Raw genomic sequence first — 15,406 nt, forward strand, 5'->3', positions numbered from 1 at the left:
CTACCAGGTGGTGATCCGGAGGCCAACCCGAATTTCATGGCGCGACAGCGCGCCGTCGCGACCCATAGCGCCGCCGGCGCCTGCTGCTGAATCCGCAGCGGAGTAGCCGAACATATCGCCGCCGGCGACGTGCGAGAAGCGATAGCCGAGATCGACTTTAATGTTTGGCGCGACCTCGTAGGCGACACCGGCCATCAAGGCATAGGTCAGACGCCAGTCGCTGTCGCCGGGATAGCGAGCGCTGACCGGAGCCGCGCCACCACAGCTCGACGTGCCGTCCACGCATGAGCCGATGGCGTTGACGCTGCCCCAAGAGACCCGCGTCGCACCGAGACCCGCGCCGAGATAGGGCGTGAAGCCGGCAACGGTTCCAAGATCGACATAACCGTTGACCATCAGGCTTCCCGCCGAGAACGATGACCGCGCCTTGGTGGAACAACCGGTGCCGACCGCCCCGCCGGAGCAGGACATAGCGCTGGAGAGGCGACCGTTGAAATCGCCGTTAAAAATATCGCCTGTCACGTCGGCGCGAAACAGATCGTTGAACTGGTAGCCGATACCGAGGCCACCGGAGAAATCGCCGCCGAAGCGATTCGAATCGAAAGAGCCTGAGTGATAATCACCACCGGCCGGATCGTAGGAACGAACCTTCATGTCGCCACGGCTGGCATTGACGGCATAACCGACATCGCCGCGCACGTACCAGCCCTTCGCTGCCTGAACGCTGACTTCGGGCATCTTGATCTCGGGCGGGGTTGCGTCGCCGGCAAGGGCAGCGCCGGTCGATGCGCCTGCCATCGCTGCGGCTAGCGCCAAAGCGTCGAAACGGATCATTACCCCTCGCCTTCCATCCTCGTACGGATGCCCGCCCTTTTCACCGGCTGGCTTTCCTGCCCTTGCAAAGACCTCAAGAGGGCCAGTGACCGGGAACACGCCATTTTCATTTCATTAACCATAGGGAATTCATGGTTAATGAAGCTTTAAGGCGATGGAAAATTGCTTAATGGGAAAGGCGGAAAAGGCAAAAGCCGCCCGGGGGAAACCGGGCAGCTTTTCAATAACTTGTGAGACGGAGGCTTATTTGTAGACCGGCTGGATCGGGATATCGGCCGGCGGCATGTAGCTCGCCGTCTGGCAGCCGCCGAAGGTGTAGCGGGCACCGAGGCGGGCTTCATGAAGGTTGATGCCCTTGTCGTAGCCGGGGCCGCCGTTTTCGGCATAACCGAACATGTCGCCGCCCTGGATATGGCGGTAACGGTAGCCGACATCGGCCTTGAGGTTACAGCTGAGGTCGATCGAAGTACCGGCCATCAGCGCATAGGTGAAGCGCCAGCTGCCACGGCCATTGTGGTTGACGGACCCGTCGCACGAATCGGGATTGGCGTCCGAGCAAGAGGTGTTGTTCAGCTTGTCCCACTTGACGTAGGTACCGCCGATACCGGCGCCGACATAAGGCGTGAAGACACTGTACGTACCAAGATCGACATAGGCATTGGCAAGCAAGCTATAAGCCGTCAGGGACGCCAGATCGCGGGAAGTCGCAGGCACGGCGGTCCAATTCGGGCCGCAGGCGCCGCAATCGCCCTTCGTCGAGCCCTTGAAGTCGGACTTGAAGAGATAGTCGAGCGTCAGATCCGTGCGCAGATAGTTGTTGATCTGATAACCGACACCGCCGCCCAGTGTAAGGTTGCCATCGAGCTTGGCGCTGTCGAAATCCACCAGGCTGCCATTGGAGCCCTGAAAATAATTCGCGCCGCGCAGCTTCGTAAAGGCATAACCAACATCGCCGCGCAGATACCAGCCGCTCGACTGGGCAACGACCACTTCCGGCGCCGGCTGCTGCGGCTCTGGTGTATAAAGATCAGCGGAAAAGGCTGACGTGCCGACAAGCAAGGTGGCAAGTGCGCCGATCACGGTTTTCATCATGGTTTTGGCTCCAAATTTCTTGCCATTGGCGCAGCAGATGCTTGCCAACCGAAAAGACATGGTCGGGATAATGAAGAAAAGGAGTTAAAACCTGATTAACTACGAATGTTTACCCTGTTTTACTCACAGGTTATACTCAAGCCTGCATATTAGGCATGAATAAATTAAAAATAAAAATAATGAGATAGCATCTATATCACCTCCTCCAGAACCACCTGAAGCATAAAATCCGCCGGGGCGTATCTGCAGAATTTCTAAACCAATTGGCAAGAACCCGGCCATTACAGTGCACCCGCCGGGAGTTCACCAATGAGGGGTCATTGACTTACCAACGAAAAATACATGCCGGCCTGTGCCTCACCTTAATCTTCTTGAGCTCAATCGGTTTCGGCGGAACCCCGCCGGCAAGCCCCGTCGCCGCGGCGGCGTGGAAGACGGGTCGCCAAACAGGTTTGCCCATTCCCCGCTTCGCTTCCGTCAAATCCTTTAAGGCTCGTATGCGGGTCGGTCCGTCGACAAACTATGCGACGAAATGGATCTACGTGAAGCCCGGCCTTCCGATGGAGATCATCAACGAATATGGCCATTGGCGACAGGTTCGCGACGATACCGGCGTCACAGGCTGGATGCACAGTGCCCTTCTTTCTGGCGCGCGAATGGCTGTTGTCGCGCCCTGGTTGACAAAGAACGCCATGCTGCGCATGGACCCGGAAGCAACCGGCACCGTGGTTGCCAAACTGCAGCCGCAGGTGCTGCTGTCGCTCTACTCCTGCAGCGGAAGCTGGTGTCGCGTTTCCGTCAAGGGACATTCAGCGAGAGGCTATATCAAGCAAAACAAGCTCTGGGGCGCCTATCCCGGCGAGATATTCCAGTAAAGTCGGACATCCCGCAGTAATGAGCCAAGAAAGGAAATGGCCGCCTTCAATAAAGGCGGCCATCGATCTGATATTCGGGATGATGCCCGGGCACCAACTCAGGCGGCGGTGCGCACGCTCGAGATAACGTCGATCAGGCCGCCGACGATGCGTTCGATCTGGCTGCGGTCATCACCCTCGGCCATGACACGGATCAACGGTTCCGTGCCGGAGGGGCGGATCACCAGGCGTCCATTGCGGGCAAGCTCGCTTTCCGCGTCGGCGATCGCCTTGCGCACTTGGCTGTCTTCCAACGGCCTGCCGCCAGAGATGCGGACGTTGCGCAGCAATTGCGGCACCGGCTCGAAACGCCGGCAGACCTCGCTGACCGGCTTGCCGGTGCGCTTCACCGCTGCAAGGATCTGTAGGGCGGCAACGAGGCCGTCGCCGGTCGTGCCGTAGTCGGACAATACGATATGGCCGGACTGCTCGCCACCGACATTGAAATTGTTCTGGCGCATGTGCTCCACAACGTAGCGGTCGCCGACCGCGGTGCGGGCCAGCGACAACCCGCGCTCCTCCAGGAAGCGTTCCAGGCCGAGATTGGACATCACCGTCGCCACGATGCCGTTGCCGCGCAGCAGCTGGCTCTCGGCCCAGCTTTCGGCGATGGCGGCCATCAGCTGATCGCCATCGATGATCGTGCCGGTTTCGTCAACAATAATGACACGGTCGGCATCGCCATCAAGCGCGATTCCGATATCGGCACGCACTTCATGCACCTTCTTCTGAAGCGCCACCGGGCTGGTGGAGCCGCAATTGAGATTGATATTCGTACCATTCGGCTCATTGCCGATCGTCACCACATCGGCGCCAAGTTCCCAGAGGGCGGCCGGTGCAACCTTGTAGGCGGCACCATTGGCGCAGTCGATGGCGATGCGTAATCCTTGTAGCGTCACGTCGCGTGGCAAGGTCCGCTTGGCATGCTCGATATAGCGGTCGTGTACGCCATCGACGCGCTTGGCGCGGCCGATATTCTCGGACTTGGCAAGATGCTCCGACATGTCTTTGTCGAGCATGTCCTCAATCTTCATTTCGAGATCGTCGGACAGTTTGTAACCATCGGGGCCGAAAAGCTTGATGCCGTTGTCTTCATACGGATTATGGGAGGCGGAAATCATGACACCGATATCGGCACGCAGCGAACGCGTCAGCATCGCGACCGCAGGTGTCGGAATAGGTCCGAGAACGAAGGCATCAACGCCGGCGGCCGTAAAGCCAGCGACCATCGCGTTTTCCAGCATGTAGCCGGAAAGGCGCGTGTCTTTGCCGATGACCACTCGATGGCGGTGAGTGCCTCGCTGGAAGATCGTGCCTGCAGCGATACCCACGCGCATGGCAAGATCCGGCGTCATCGGATAGGTGTTGGATTGACCGCGAATTCCGTCGGTTCCGAAATAGCGACGTTTCATATGCACTCCCGTGATTGCGGCGTCCCTATGAGGGACTGCGGCATCCCGTTCACCTCCACTGAATTCCGTGGGAGGCGCGAACATCGATGCTTGAGGCTCATGCCATAGATTGCAAAACTCGGCACGTAAATTACCAAGAAAGCGTATTACAACGCGTTACCATTAATAAGCACTAAAAAAGGCTGATCCCCAACGAAACGGAACCAGCCTCCTAATCTATCGGCGTAAATAAGGTGACCGTTGGTGCAGCAACGGTTGAGAAACTGCACCCCCTCACACATGCTTGACGGCACTGCCCCTCTGAACCTGGACCGGCGGGCAAGGGACAGTTCCGTATGAACAGAACACGCAACAATCGCCGGGTTTCGGCCGGAGAACGGCGCCGCAGCCCCTGCAATCATAGAAATGCTGGCAGGCATCGGTTGGCATGACTTCGACTGCCTCAAAGCGGCAGATCGGGCAGGTAATCGTTGAACTGAGGATCACCGACGCTTCACGCATGGAGATATCCGATCTTTTGCAAGGCAACATCAGCTCACGGAATGTGGCACTTCGGTCACGTTCGAACTCCGGCCGCTCAGCGAGGCCACCTCGGCTTCCGTTTGTTACCCGTCAATCAACAAAAGAGGCCAGATCCCTATTCAAAGGAAAACCGGCCTCTTCGTTCACATATTCAACGACCCTGCGCGTCAGCGGGGCTGGGGTTCGAAACCACCTTCAGCTTCGTCGCCCTTGGTGCCGAGCGGCCCATCCTTCTTCGCTCCGGTCTTCGGCACGGCCGAACCACGGCTCGGCGGAGTGTCGTCACCGAGGTCGCGTGCCGGCTTTTCGCCACGAATGAGGGCCTTGATCTCCTCGCCCGTCAGCGTCTCGTATTCGAGCAGGCCTTCGGCAATCGCCACGAAGCCGTCATGCTGTTCGGTAAGGATATCCTTGGCTTGACGGTAGGCTTCGTCAATCAGACGGCGCACTTCGTTATCGATCTTCTGCGCGGTCGCTTCCGAAACATTCTTCGACTGCGAGACGGAGTGCCCCAGGAAGACCTCCTGCTGGTTCTCACCATAGGCGACTTGGCCGAGTTCATCGGAGAAGCCCCACTGCGTAACCATGGCCCGGGCGAGCTTGGTGGCCTGCTCAATATCCGACGACGCGCCGGAGGTGATGTTCTCCTTGCCGAAGGTCAGCTCTTCAGCAACACGGCCGCCCATCATGATGCAGAGGCGCGATACCATCCACTTGTAACTCATCGAGTAGCGGTCGCCCTCGGGGAGCTGCATGACCATGCCAAGGGCGCGGCCGCGCGGAATGATGGTTGCCTTGTGCAGTGGATCGGCGACGGCGACATAAAGCGCCGTAATGGCATGGCCAGCCTCGTGGTAGGCGGTGAGCTTCTTTTCCGCTTCGGTCATGGCCGAAGAGCGGCGCTCGGCGCCCATCATGATCTTGTCCTTGGCGTCCTCGAATTCCTGCATGGTCACCAGGCGCTTGTTACGGCGGGCAGCCATGAGGGCAGCTTCGTTGACGAGGTTCATCAGGTCTGCACCGGAGAAGCCGGGCGTACCGCGCGCGAGCGTCTTCAAGTCGACGTTCGGCGCGAGAGGCACATTGCGGGCGTGAACCTTGAGGATGCGTTCGCGGCCGACGATATCCGGGTTCGGAACCACGACCTGACGGTCGAAACGGCCCGGACGCAGCAGCGCTGGGTCGAGAACGTCGGGACGGTTGGTCGCCGCGATCAGGATGATGCCTTCATTGGCTTCGAAGCCGTCCATCTCGACCAGCAACTGGTTGAGGGTCTGCTCGCGCTCGTCGTTACCGCCGCCGAGACCGGCGCCACGATGGCGACCGACCGCGTCGATTTCGTCGATGAAGATGATGCAGGGCGCATTCTTCTTCGCCTGCTCGAACATGTCGCGGACGCGGCTTGCACCGACACCAACGAACATTTCGACAAAGTCGGAACCGGAGATCGTGAAGAACGGCACATTGGCTTCGCCGGCGATGGCGCGCGCCAAAAGCGTCTTACCCGTACCAGGAGGACCGACGAGCAGAACGCCGCGCGGGATACGTCCGCCAAGACGCTGGAACTTCTGCGGATCGCGCAGGAATTCGACGATTTCTTCCAGATCCTGCTTGGCCTCGTCAACGCCAGCAACGTCCTCGAAGGTCACGCGACCGTGAGCCTCCGTCAGAAGCTTGGCCTTGGACTTGCCGAAGCCCATGGCTCCGCGCGAACCGCCCTGCATCTGCCGCATGAAGAACAGCCAGACACCGAGGATCAAGAGCATCGGCAACAGCGTGCCGAGATAGCTCAGGAAGCTCGAGGAACCGTCCGACTCGGGACGGCCGACAATGTTGACGTTCTTACTCTGCAGGCGTTCAAGCAGGCTGTCATCCACGACCGGAGCATAGGTCTGGAAGGGTGTTCCGTTTTCAACATAGCTGCCGACGACGCGATTGCCGGTGACGGTAACGTCACGGACGCGGCCGGAATCAACTTCCCGAAGGAACTGCGAATAAGGAATTTCCCTGGAGCCTGTTTGTGCCGGCGCGTTCTGAAACATGCTGAACAGAGCAATCAACAGCAGAGCTATGATTGCCCACAGAGCGAAATTACGAAAATTAGGGTTCATCGAACTCCCCAGCACTGAAACTTCCGCCGCTAAGCGACGGCATTACTTGTTCCCTAACATAGGGTTGCGCCAAGCCGTTGCCAAGGCAAACAGCGTCGACACATGTTTTTTACGTCTATAGGACCGAAAGCGGCGGCCGCATATAGGCTTGACGGCCAAAAGAGACCGAAAGGCGATCTGCAAACATGAGGTCGAATCGTGTCAAAAAGCGGTCGAAGGGTGCAAGATAGGGCGCAACTGCGACGATTGGGGCCACACCAGCATCGTTCGATACGAACAGAGGCATGGCGGCGCAGGCGCGCTGCACTGCTCCTCTTGGCAAGTTCGGTGAAAAAACCTGCGCGCCATCCATGCCGGAAGCCTTCACGGAAATAGGTGCCGAGCCCTGATTGATGACGTCAAAGCGGCCGTCCCAGACGCCGGCCGCGCCAGGGGCAAGCACTAGCGGCTCGATGTTGCGGCTTTCCCGCATCAGAAAGAGCGCCTCGCGGCGCAGATCGAAGACCACGCCGCCTACCGTCCGCCGCCCGGGAATACCGGCATTCACAAAATCCCGAACACGCTCCATTTGCTTGCGGCCAGGCCCATAGGCCCCTCCCCCGAACACGGCCGTCAGGTAAGAGAGCGCATAGGCGATAACGGCAGGATCTGCGGAGAATGCCGCCCTACGAATGTCACAAAGCGCTTCGGCATGAACGGTCACATGCTCATCCAACCAGGTCGTCGCCCTTTCGGCCAACGCAGTGCGTTTTGCACCAATGTTCGCCGCAAGGGCAAGAGGCGGCTGCACAGCGAGATGCATACGTGTCCGCACGCGCTCGTAGCGGGTATCCTCGTTGCTCGGATCTTCGAGCCAGGATACCCCATATTCTTCGAGATAAGCGCGGATATCGGCCCGCGTGCACGAAAGAAACGGCCTGACGATCCAGATGCGGCGATCGAACAACATTGCATCCGCGATGCCGGTGCCGCCCTCGTCCTTCGCCTTACCACCACGTGCGCTTCGCATGGCAAGCGTCTCACGCTGATCGTCGGCAGTATGAGCGGTAACGATCACATCGGCTGAGATCTCACCGGCAAGGTTGGCCATCAGCTCATAGCGCGCTTCGCGGGCGGCGGCCATAATGCCGCTTTTCGGCTTGTCGCCCTCCCAACGGCGGGTGAAATGGGCAATGCCACGTTGGGCACAGAGCGCGGCAACCTTCAGCGCTTCATCTGCAGCGCCTGCGCGCAAATCATGATCGATGGTTACGGAAGAAAGAGTGACTTTCGAATGGAAAGAGGAGTCCAGCTGTTCGGCAAGGGCGATCAATAGCCCTGTAGAATCACTGCCGCCGGAGATGGCGACGAGAATGTGAGCAGGCTTTACAAGCGAACGAAGAAACTCGGCTGCGGCGGCTTCAGGCGCAAGGGCTGTGGCGGCAGCGGTCACAGCAACGTCAGACATGGCATTCAGCAGGCAAGACGCTTCTGTTCGCTTGCAACTTTGCTGGTCACGGCCTTGGAAGCCTTGGGATAACGCTTGCCGACTTCGCGAAGAGTGGCGCAGGCGGTGTCCTTGTTGTCGAGCGCGGCGAGCGACATGCCGAGCTTCAGGAGCATCTCAGGAGCCTTCTCCGAAGTGCTGTATTTCTGATGCGCATTCAGAAAAGTCTTGGCGGCGTCGTTGTACTTGCCCTGCGAATAGAGCGCTTCACCGAGCCAGAAATTCGCATCCGCAGACCGCGAGCTGCTGGGATAGCTATCGATATACTGGCGGAATTCCCGTTCGGCGACGCTGTAGTCGCCGGACAGGACGTGGCCATAAGCTGCCTTGTACTGATCGTTCTCGTTGCCGAGCGACGCCGTCTGCGCCCCGGAACCGGAACTGGGCGGCGCGCCGGAACCGTTATTTGTGCCGGTAGACGAACTGCCCACTTCACTGCCGCTTTGATCGAACTGAATCGAGCCGAGCTGCGACGGCGGCTTGCCCGAGCTGGAGCCCCGCTGGGGAGCTGCGCCGGCATTCTGCGAATCGCCGATGACACTGGCGATATCATCCTGCTGCCCGCCGGAACTTTGCGCCGGCACATCGGCCTCGCTCTTCTTCATTGTCCCGCCGCTTGCCGGCGCGCCACCGCGCTTCTCCAGCTGCTGGAAGCGGAACTCGTTGTCTTCCTGCGTCTTGCGGATCTGCTCCTGCATTTGCAACAGCTGATAGCTCATCTCTTCGACACGACCGTTCAACTGGCGCAACTGGTCTTCAAGCCGCTGCAGGCGAACCTCGGCGTCGCTGCTCTGCACCTTAACGACCGGCGCACGGTTATATTGTGCTTGTCTCTGATACTCGCTGTTGTGTGCCGACTGTGCGGAAGCGTCACGGCCTCCGAGGTGGATTCCAAACAGCGACAAGGCAGAGGCATCGCGCTCACTACCTGCAAAGGCAGCGAGACACAGCATGCTCGCCACGACAAGTTTTCTCATATGGATCGTCCTGTCTCATTGATTCTTCGGGCCAGAGGCTCGAACAGGAGATTTTTACAATTGCTCTCAAAAAGCAACGGAGTTCGGCCAAAGTGTGGTCAAAAAAACAAAGGCGGCCGCAAGGACCGCCTTATGCATTTCGAGCAGTCGTTTGACCTATCAGGAACCGGCGCCGTTGAGCACGGTGACGGCACGACGGTTCTGCGACCAGCAGGAGATATCGTCACAGGTCGCGACGGGACGCTCTTTGCCGTAGGAGATCGTCTTCATGCGCTTTGCCGGAACACCACGCGAAGCGAGGTAGTCCTTGGCGGCAGCCGCACGGCGAGCACCGAGAGCCAGGTTGTATTCGCGCGTACCGCGTTCGTCGGCATGGCCTTCGACGGTGATTGCGTAGTTCGGATAGCGAGCAAGCCACTGAGCCTGACGGTCGAGCGTCTGAGCGGCGTCGGCGCGGATCGAGGTGCTGTCGGTGTCGAAGAAGATGCGGTCGCCGACGTTAACGGTAAAGTCCTGCGGCGAACCCGGAGTAGCGCTGCCCGCACCACCGTTCAGGCCAAGACCGTTGGCATCGTTCGGCAGACCCTTCTTGGAGGCGCAGCCAGCCAGCGAAAGGCCGACGAAAAGCGCGATCATGATCGGGTTGCGAGCGAGGTTTTGCATATGGCCAACGGCCGGGGTTGCGATGCGGCTCATTGCCGGTCTCTCCTTAGTCTCTATCAGGGTTGCCAGACTGTAACCGGGTTCGGTTAATCCGATTCCAACAAATATGGTTAATGATGTCCTAAAATTGTCCGGAACCGGTCAAGTCACAGGACTTTGCGGCGATAAAGTGGCGAACGCTCAACTACTCGAGCAGGGGTGACCAGGCAGGGTCGGAAGAAAAGCCCGGAGTGGGGATTTTCTGCTCGTTGTAGCCGGTCAGGTCGATGGAGAAGAGCTGCGGGCCACCGGAGCCGGCAGGCTGGCGGTAGAACATGATGACGCGGCCGTTCGGAGCCCAGGTCGGGCCTTCATTGTGGAACCCGGTCGTCAGCAGGCGTTCGCCCGAACCATCGGTCTTCATGACGCCGATGGAGAAGCTGCCGCCGGACTGCTTGGTGAAGGCAATGAGGTCGCCGCGCGGCGACCAGACCGGCGTCGAATAGGAACCATCACCGAAGGAAACGCGGCGCTGGTTTGAGCCATCCGCACCCATCACATAGATTTGAGGCTTGCCGCCGCGATCGCTCGTAAAGGCGATCTGCGAGCCGTCAGGCGAATAAGAGGGCGAAGTGTCGATGGCAGCCGTCGAGGTCAAACGCGTGGTCGTGCGCGAACGCAGGTCCATCGTGTAGATGTTGGCGTTGCCTTCCTGCTGAAGGCTCATGATCACGCGCTGGCCATCCGGCGAGAAGCGCGGCGAGAAGGTCATGCCGGGGAAGTTGCCGACCAGTTCGCGCTGGCCCGTCTGCAGCTGCAGCAGATAGACGCGCGGCTGCTGGTTGGCGAAGGACATATAGGCCACTTCCTGGCGGTTCGGCGAGAAACGCGGCGTCAGTACGAGATCGCTGCCGTCGGTCAGCATGCGGACATTCGCGCCGTCCTGATCCATGATGGCGAGCTGCGTCTTGCGGGCCGTCTTCGGGCCGCTTTCGGCGACGAAAACGACGCGGGTATCGAAATAGCCCTTTTCACCGGTGATCTTCTGATAGATCGCGTCGGCGATGATGTGGGCGACACGACGCCAGTTGTCTGGCTGCGCGTAGAATTGCTGGCCGATCATCTGGCTGTTGCCGAACGTGTCCCACAGGCGGAACTCAGCGCGAAGACGACCGCCTTCCTGCGTCACGCGGCCGGTCACCAGAGCCTGCGCGTTGATGGTCGTCCAGTCCTGGAAGCGCGGGGTCGAATCCGGATTGCTGATCTTCTCGATGAAGGCCTGCTTGTTGATTGGCGCGAACAGGCCGGAACGCTGCAGATCGGCTGCGATCACGCCCGAGATCTGCGGACCGAGACTGTCATTCGACAGAAGATCGGTGATCGCGATCGGCATGGGCTGGACATTGCCCTTGTTGATGTTGAGCTCGACCACGGCATAGGCCGGAGTGGCGAGTGCGGCCGTAAGGCCCGCCAGCACCAGCAGGAGACGAACGAGGGAGTTTCTGAGCATATGTGCCAAGCCTTTCAGCATTAAAGCGCCATGTCGCCGGGTTCGAAGTTCAAGATGACCTCGACCGAACTAGTTTCATTGTCGAATTGAGCCTGTGACAGACCCGTGAAAGGCGCCGCCCTGAGGACGGCACGCACCGCACTTGCTGCCACAATTTTTTGGGTCCTCTCCGGACCGCCGCTTGCAACGACTTCCGGTTGACCCATAATCTTCCCATCATGATCGAGCTTCATGCGGACCTGTACGTGAACCGCCTTCATGTCGGCCACATCCGAAGGACGAAGCCAGCTCCTTGTAACCTTGTCGCGAATACTATCAGCGGCCGCATGGTCAAGCTGATGTTTGCCAGCGACAATCGCTGATTGGGCCGATGCTGCCCCCGCGAACATCACTGCCAAAGCCATGAGCAAGGACGGGGCGATACGCGGACAGTGGCTCATCGAAAGCTGTATACCCCGCATCACATCCCCAGGTCCGCTGCGCTGAAGTTGACGACGACTTCCTGCCAGTCGTCATACTTATCCGCCGGAAGAATCGTCATGAACTCAGATTGCGCGCGAAGGACAGCGCGTACAGCGGCGGATTGCATGGCCCCCTGCGTCGACGCCGGTCCACCGCTCGTCGTTGCCTCTGGCTGACCGACGATCTGCCCGGACTTATCGAGCTTGAAATGCACCTTGATTCGCACGTCGCCTGCGCCTTCGAGCCCGGGAGGAAGGTTCCAATACTTCTGGATCAGATCACGCAAACCGTCCTGTTGGCTCTGGCTAAGCTTGCCTGCGCCAAGCGATTTCATCCCCCCGCGCGAGGCGACCTGCGTTTCCGCGCCAGCGGAGGCCTGTTGGGAAGATCGCTTCGCGCCGCCCTTCGACGAAGTGTTGTTTAGAAGGTCGCTGATCTGGTCGGCGAGACCATCATCCAAGCCCTTGTTGGAGGCTTTGGCAACTTGGCGCTTCTTGTCAGCATCCTTCTTGCCGTCATCGTTGGATGTGGTCTTGCTGGTGCTCTGTGTCGTCGTCTTGTCCGTCGGCTTCGCTTCAGCCACCTTCACGTCCGGCTTCGGCACCGGCTTGACTTCGGGCTTCTGTTCGGCGGTCTTCGGTGGCGTCGGCTGCGGCTTTACGTCCGGTACGGGAACATTGTTCGGCAACTGGATTTCAGCCTGCTGCGTCGGCTGTTGGGCTGGCGGCGGTGTCGGCGTTACGTCGGCTTTCGGAGTAGGAGGCGTCGGATCGGTCTTCGGCGCCGGAGTGGGCGTCACATCCGGCTTCTGCTGCGGAACAACGGCTACTTCCTTCGGCGCAGCCTCTGTGTCCTTCTGCTCTACGGTCTTGACGTCGTTTGGCCGCGGATCATTTTGCGGAACGGGCGCATCCACCTTCTTCGGCGCCAATGCCGCGGTGTCGCTCTCCGGTCGCTGTGTCGGCACGACCGCGTTCTTGATATCAACCTTGTTCTCGCCAACGTTCTGGGCGTTGGCGACCTGGTCCTGCTTCGTGGTCTGCTTGCGCGAGACGTGATCCGTCACCGGCGCTTTTTTCTCGCCCTGCTGAAGCTGGTCTGCCGGTACGATGTCGACATCCATCGCCGTGCTTTCCGGCGTCGCCAACGGCGCCGGCGCACTCAGCGTCACCATGGCGCCGATCAGCACCAGGACGTGAAAAACCGCAGATGTGGCAAGACTGCGCTTCATGGCGATTCGTCAGTGATCCGTTATCTGCTGCGTGACGAGGCCGATATTCTTGTAACCGGCTTCCTGGATGCGCGACATGACATCGGCGATGACGCCATAAGGCGCCTTGCCGTCACCGCGCACGAAAATGCGTTCGTTATAACCGGTGGTCGCGATCGCCTGCAGCTTTGCAGCGATCTCCGTCACGTTGAGCTGCGTTTCCTGCAGAAAGACCTGACCGTCGGCCTTGATCGAGATGGTGATCGGCTGGGTCTGGGCGTTCAGCGCGCCGGCCTGCGTTTGCGGCAAATCGATCGGCACGCCCGACGTCATCATCGGCGCAGCGACCATGAAGATGATCAGCAGCACGAGCATGACGTCGACGAGCGGCGTCACGTTGATTTCGGAAATCGGGCCACCTCGGCCTCCGCCGCGACGACCGCCTCGGCGGCCACCGCCGCCACCATTGCCTCCAACAGACATTCCCATGTGAATACTCCGGTTCTGTCCGCTACTTACTGCGCTGCCTGGCGCGGCTGCAGCTTCTCATCGATCTGGCGCGAAAGGATGGCGGAGAATTCATCCGCGAAACCTTCCATGCGTGCAGAGAGCTTGCCGGCGTCGCCGGAGAACTTGTTGTAGGCGATAACGGCGGGAATAGCCGCGACCAGACCGATGGCGGTTGCCAACAGCGCTTCGGCGATACCCGGCGCGACAACCGCGAGGTTGGTCGACTTCGAGCCGGCGATCGCCTGGAACGAGGTCATGATACCGACGACCGTACCGAACAGGCCGATGAACGGGCCGGCCGAACCGATGGTCGCGAGCGATCCAAGACGGGCGGTCAGATGTTCCGATTCGCGCGCAAGGGTGACATCCATGGCGCGGTCGATACGCATCTGCAGGCCGATCGGCGAACGTGCGCCGCGCTCGAACGACTTCTTCCATTCGCGCATGGCGGAGACGAAGATGGCGCTCAAGCCGGTATTGTTGCGCTCGGAAAGAGTACGGTAGAGTTCTTCGAGCGACTGGCCGGACCAGAAGACCTGCTCGAACTGATCGAATTGGCGACGTGCCCGCGCATAGCTCAGATACTTGTCGATGACGATCGCCCAAGTCCAGACGGACGCGGCCAGAAGGCCGATCATGACGAGCTTGACCACCAGGCCCGCCTGCATGAAGAGCGACCAGAGGGTGATGTCCGGTGTGGTGGCCGCTGCCAATGCTACTTGTTCCATTGATCCAAAATCCCCGAATCCAAACGCCCGGCGCTAGACCGGGCGGCTAAAAGTGATCTCACAAGAAATGTTTGGCAGCCGCCGCTGAACGCCCTGGTCAAGCCTTCCAAGCTTACAATTGCCTTCTTGCCGTCAAATTTGGTCAAAGGAAGGCGTGCACCGCACAAACTCCGACGAAAGCAGTAAGACACTATTATGGTTAAAAGAATGTTAGCGTCGAACCATGAAGGATTTAGCTGCAAAGGAAGATTATTCTAGCTCCAGGGAAGAACTGACCGGACGAAACCGGCGACAAACGCAGACATGACTTGCGCGCCAAATTCCTTCACATAAAACTCAAGTTATTGCAAGCACCCCCAGGCAAATGGCGGTTCCGCTGCCCGCACAGGCCGGCAGCCCGGTCATCGAAAGCCTTATTAGCCAGCGGCTTCCGAAGCGGTGAGCATCTGCGCCGCGAGCTTTTCCGGCAGCCGCCGCGGCCTGCCTTTGGCATTGATCACGGCAATGATGACCTTGGCCGCGATCAGCAAAGTATCGTCGCGGCGTATTTCCTGGGAAAGGACCATCTTGGCGCCCCCCGCCTTTTCGGTGACGGTGCGGATCGTCAGGACGTCATCCATGCGCGCCGGTCCCTTGAAGTCGATCTCCATGCGATGAACGACGAAGACCAGCCCTTCTTCGTCTGCATTCAGCAATTCGCGCTGTTCCACTCCGAGACAACGCAGGTAGTCCGTGCGGCCTCGCTCAAGGAAATGCAGGTAGCGCGCGTGATAGACGAGGCCGGAAAAATCCGTATCTTCGTAATAGACTCGCTGCACCAGCCGGTGGCTTCCGGCTTCCAGTTCCCCAGCTATCAGAAAGGGGCTGTTCATTGTTGCCGCATCTCCTTGAATGTCCGGCACCTCTTTGGCCGAACTTCTGCCATCAAGCAAGCTTTGAACAATTGTCATAAACTCCGACTATCCGGAATGATGCCGGACAGCGGATCGGCGCAGA

General features: G+C 59.4%; 15 protein-coding genes. 1 reads left to right on the forward strand and 14 read right to left on the reverse strand.

The genetic code is table 11. The annotated features are described in order from the left end of the window. Both QD461_RS01760 and QD461_RS01765 read right to left on the reverse strand, forming a co-directional pair. Window positions 1-834 (reverse strand): outer membrane protein, encoded by an 834-nt coding sequence (locus tag QD461_RS01760; RefSeq protein ID WP_414086210.1) that lies wholly within the window; start codon window positions 832-834, stop codon window positions 1-3. 243 nt (window positions 835-1,077) lie between these two features. Then, entirely contained in the window at window positions 1,078-1,926 is an 849-nt protein-coding gene (locus QD461_RS01765) for an outer membrane protein (protein ID WP_184702750.1), read from the reverse strand. Window positions 1,927-2,246: 320 nt separating this feature from the next. Between QD461_RS01765 and QD461_RS01770 the strand changes: the two genes are divergently transcribed. Then, window positions 2,247-2,801 (forward strand): SH3 domain-containing protein, encoded by a 555-nt coding sequence (locus tag QD461_RS01770; RefSeq protein ID WP_414086211.1) that lies wholly within the window; start codon window positions 2,247-2,249, stop codon window positions 2,799-2,801. 98 nt (window positions 2,802-2,899) lie between these two features. Here QD461_RS01770 and glmM read toward each other — a convergent pair whose 3' ends face one another. The 12 genes from glmM to ybgC all read right to left on the reverse strand — a co-directional run bounded on the left by glmM (window position 2,900) and on the right by ybgC (window position 15,282). Continuing rightward, window positions 2,900-4,252, reverse strand: a complete 1,353-nt coding sequence (gene glmM, locus QD461_RS01775; RefSeq protein ID WP_414086212.1) for a phosphoglucosamine mutase — start codon at window positions 4,250-4,252, stop codon at window positions 2,900-2,902. A 273-nt stretch (window positions 4,253-4,525) separates the two neighbouring features. After that, on the reverse strand, window positions 4,526-4,753 hold the full coding sequence (locus tag QD461_RS01780; RefSeq protein WP_414086213.1) for a GDCCVxC domain-containing (seleno)protein: 228 nt from the start codon (window positions 4,751-4,753) through the stop codon (window positions 4,526-4,528). A 188-nt stretch (window positions 4,754-4,941) separates the two neighbouring features. Beyond that, on the reverse strand, window positions 4,942-6,885 hold the full coding sequence (gene ftsH, locus QD461_RS01785) for an ATP-dependent zinc metalloprotease FtsH (protein ID WP_414086214.1): 1,944 nt from the start codon (window positions 6,883-6,885) through the stop codon (window positions 4,942-4,944). A 115-nt stretch (window positions 6,886-7,000) separates the two neighbouring features. Next, on the reverse strand, window positions 7,001-8,332 hold the full coding sequence (gene tilS, locus QD461_RS01790; RefSeq protein WP_414086215.1) for a tRNA lysidine(34) synthetase TilS: 1,332 nt from the start codon (window positions 8,330-8,332) through the stop codon (window positions 7,001-7,003). Window positions 8,333-8,337: 5 nt separating this feature from the next. Continuing rightward, window positions 8,338-9,348 (reverse strand): tol-pal system protein YbgF, encoded by a 1,011-nt coding sequence (ybgF, locus tag QD461_RS01795; RefSeq protein WP_414086216.1) that lies wholly within the window; start codon window positions 9,346-9,348, stop codon window positions 8,338-8,340. A gap of 159 nt (window positions 9,349-9,507) precedes the next feature. Continuing rightward, window positions 9,508-10,044 (reverse strand): peptidoglycan-associated lipoprotein Pal, encoded by a 537-nt coding sequence (gene pal / locus QD461_RS01800; protein ID WP_414086217.1) that lies wholly within the window; start codon window positions 10,042-10,044, stop codon window positions 9,508-9,510. Between the two features lie 151 nt (window positions 10,045-10,195). Further along, entirely contained in the window at window positions 10,196-11,500 is a 1,305-nt protein-coding gene (tolB, locus tag QD461_RS01805) for a Tol-Pal system beta propeller repeat protein TolB (protein WP_414086218.1), read from the reverse strand. A 20-nt stretch (window positions 11,501-11,520) separates the two neighbouring features. Then, window positions 11,521-11,760: a hypothetical protein gene (locus QD461_RS01810; protein WP_414086219.1), complete on the reverse strand. Its 240-nt coding sequence runs from the start codon at window positions 11,758-11,760 to the stop codon at window positions 11,521-11,523. Between the two features lie 200 nt (window positions 11,761-11,960). Further along, window positions 11,961-13,193 (reverse strand): hypothetical protein, encoded by a 1,233-nt coding sequence (locus QD461_RS01815; RefSeq protein WP_414086220.1) that lies wholly within the window; start codon window positions 13,191-13,193, stop codon window positions 11,961-11,963. A 9-nt stretch (window positions 13,194-13,202) separates the two neighbouring features. Further along, the gene (gene tolR, locus QD461_RS01820; RefSeq protein ID WP_184702736.1) at window positions 13,203-13,661 is read right to left on the reverse strand and encodes a protein TolR; all 459 of its coding nucleotides are present in this window, start codon (window positions 13,659-13,661) and stop codon (window positions 13,203-13,205) included. Between the two features lie 26 nt (window positions 13,662-13,687). Continuing rightward, window positions 13,688-14,410, reverse strand: a complete 723-nt coding sequence (gene tolQ / locus QD461_RS01825) for a protein TolQ (protein WP_184702734.1) — start codon at window positions 14,408-14,410, stop codon at window positions 13,688-13,690. Window positions 14,411-14,826: 416 nt separating this feature from the next. Then, window positions 14,827-15,282 (reverse strand): tol-pal system-associated acyl-CoA thioesterase, encoded by a 456-nt coding sequence (ybgC, locus tag QD461_RS01830; protein ID WP_414086221.1) that lies wholly within the window; start codon window positions 15,280-15,282, stop codon window positions 14,827-14,829. Window positions 15,283-15,406 lie beyond the last annotated feature (124 nt).

This window comes from Rhizobium sp. BR 314 (assembly GCF_047445805.1).
In the GTDB taxonomy this organism is placed as follows: domain Bacteria; phylum Pseudomonadota; class Alphaproteobacteria; order Rhizobiales; family Rhizobiaceae; genus Rhizobium; species Rhizobium lusitanum_B.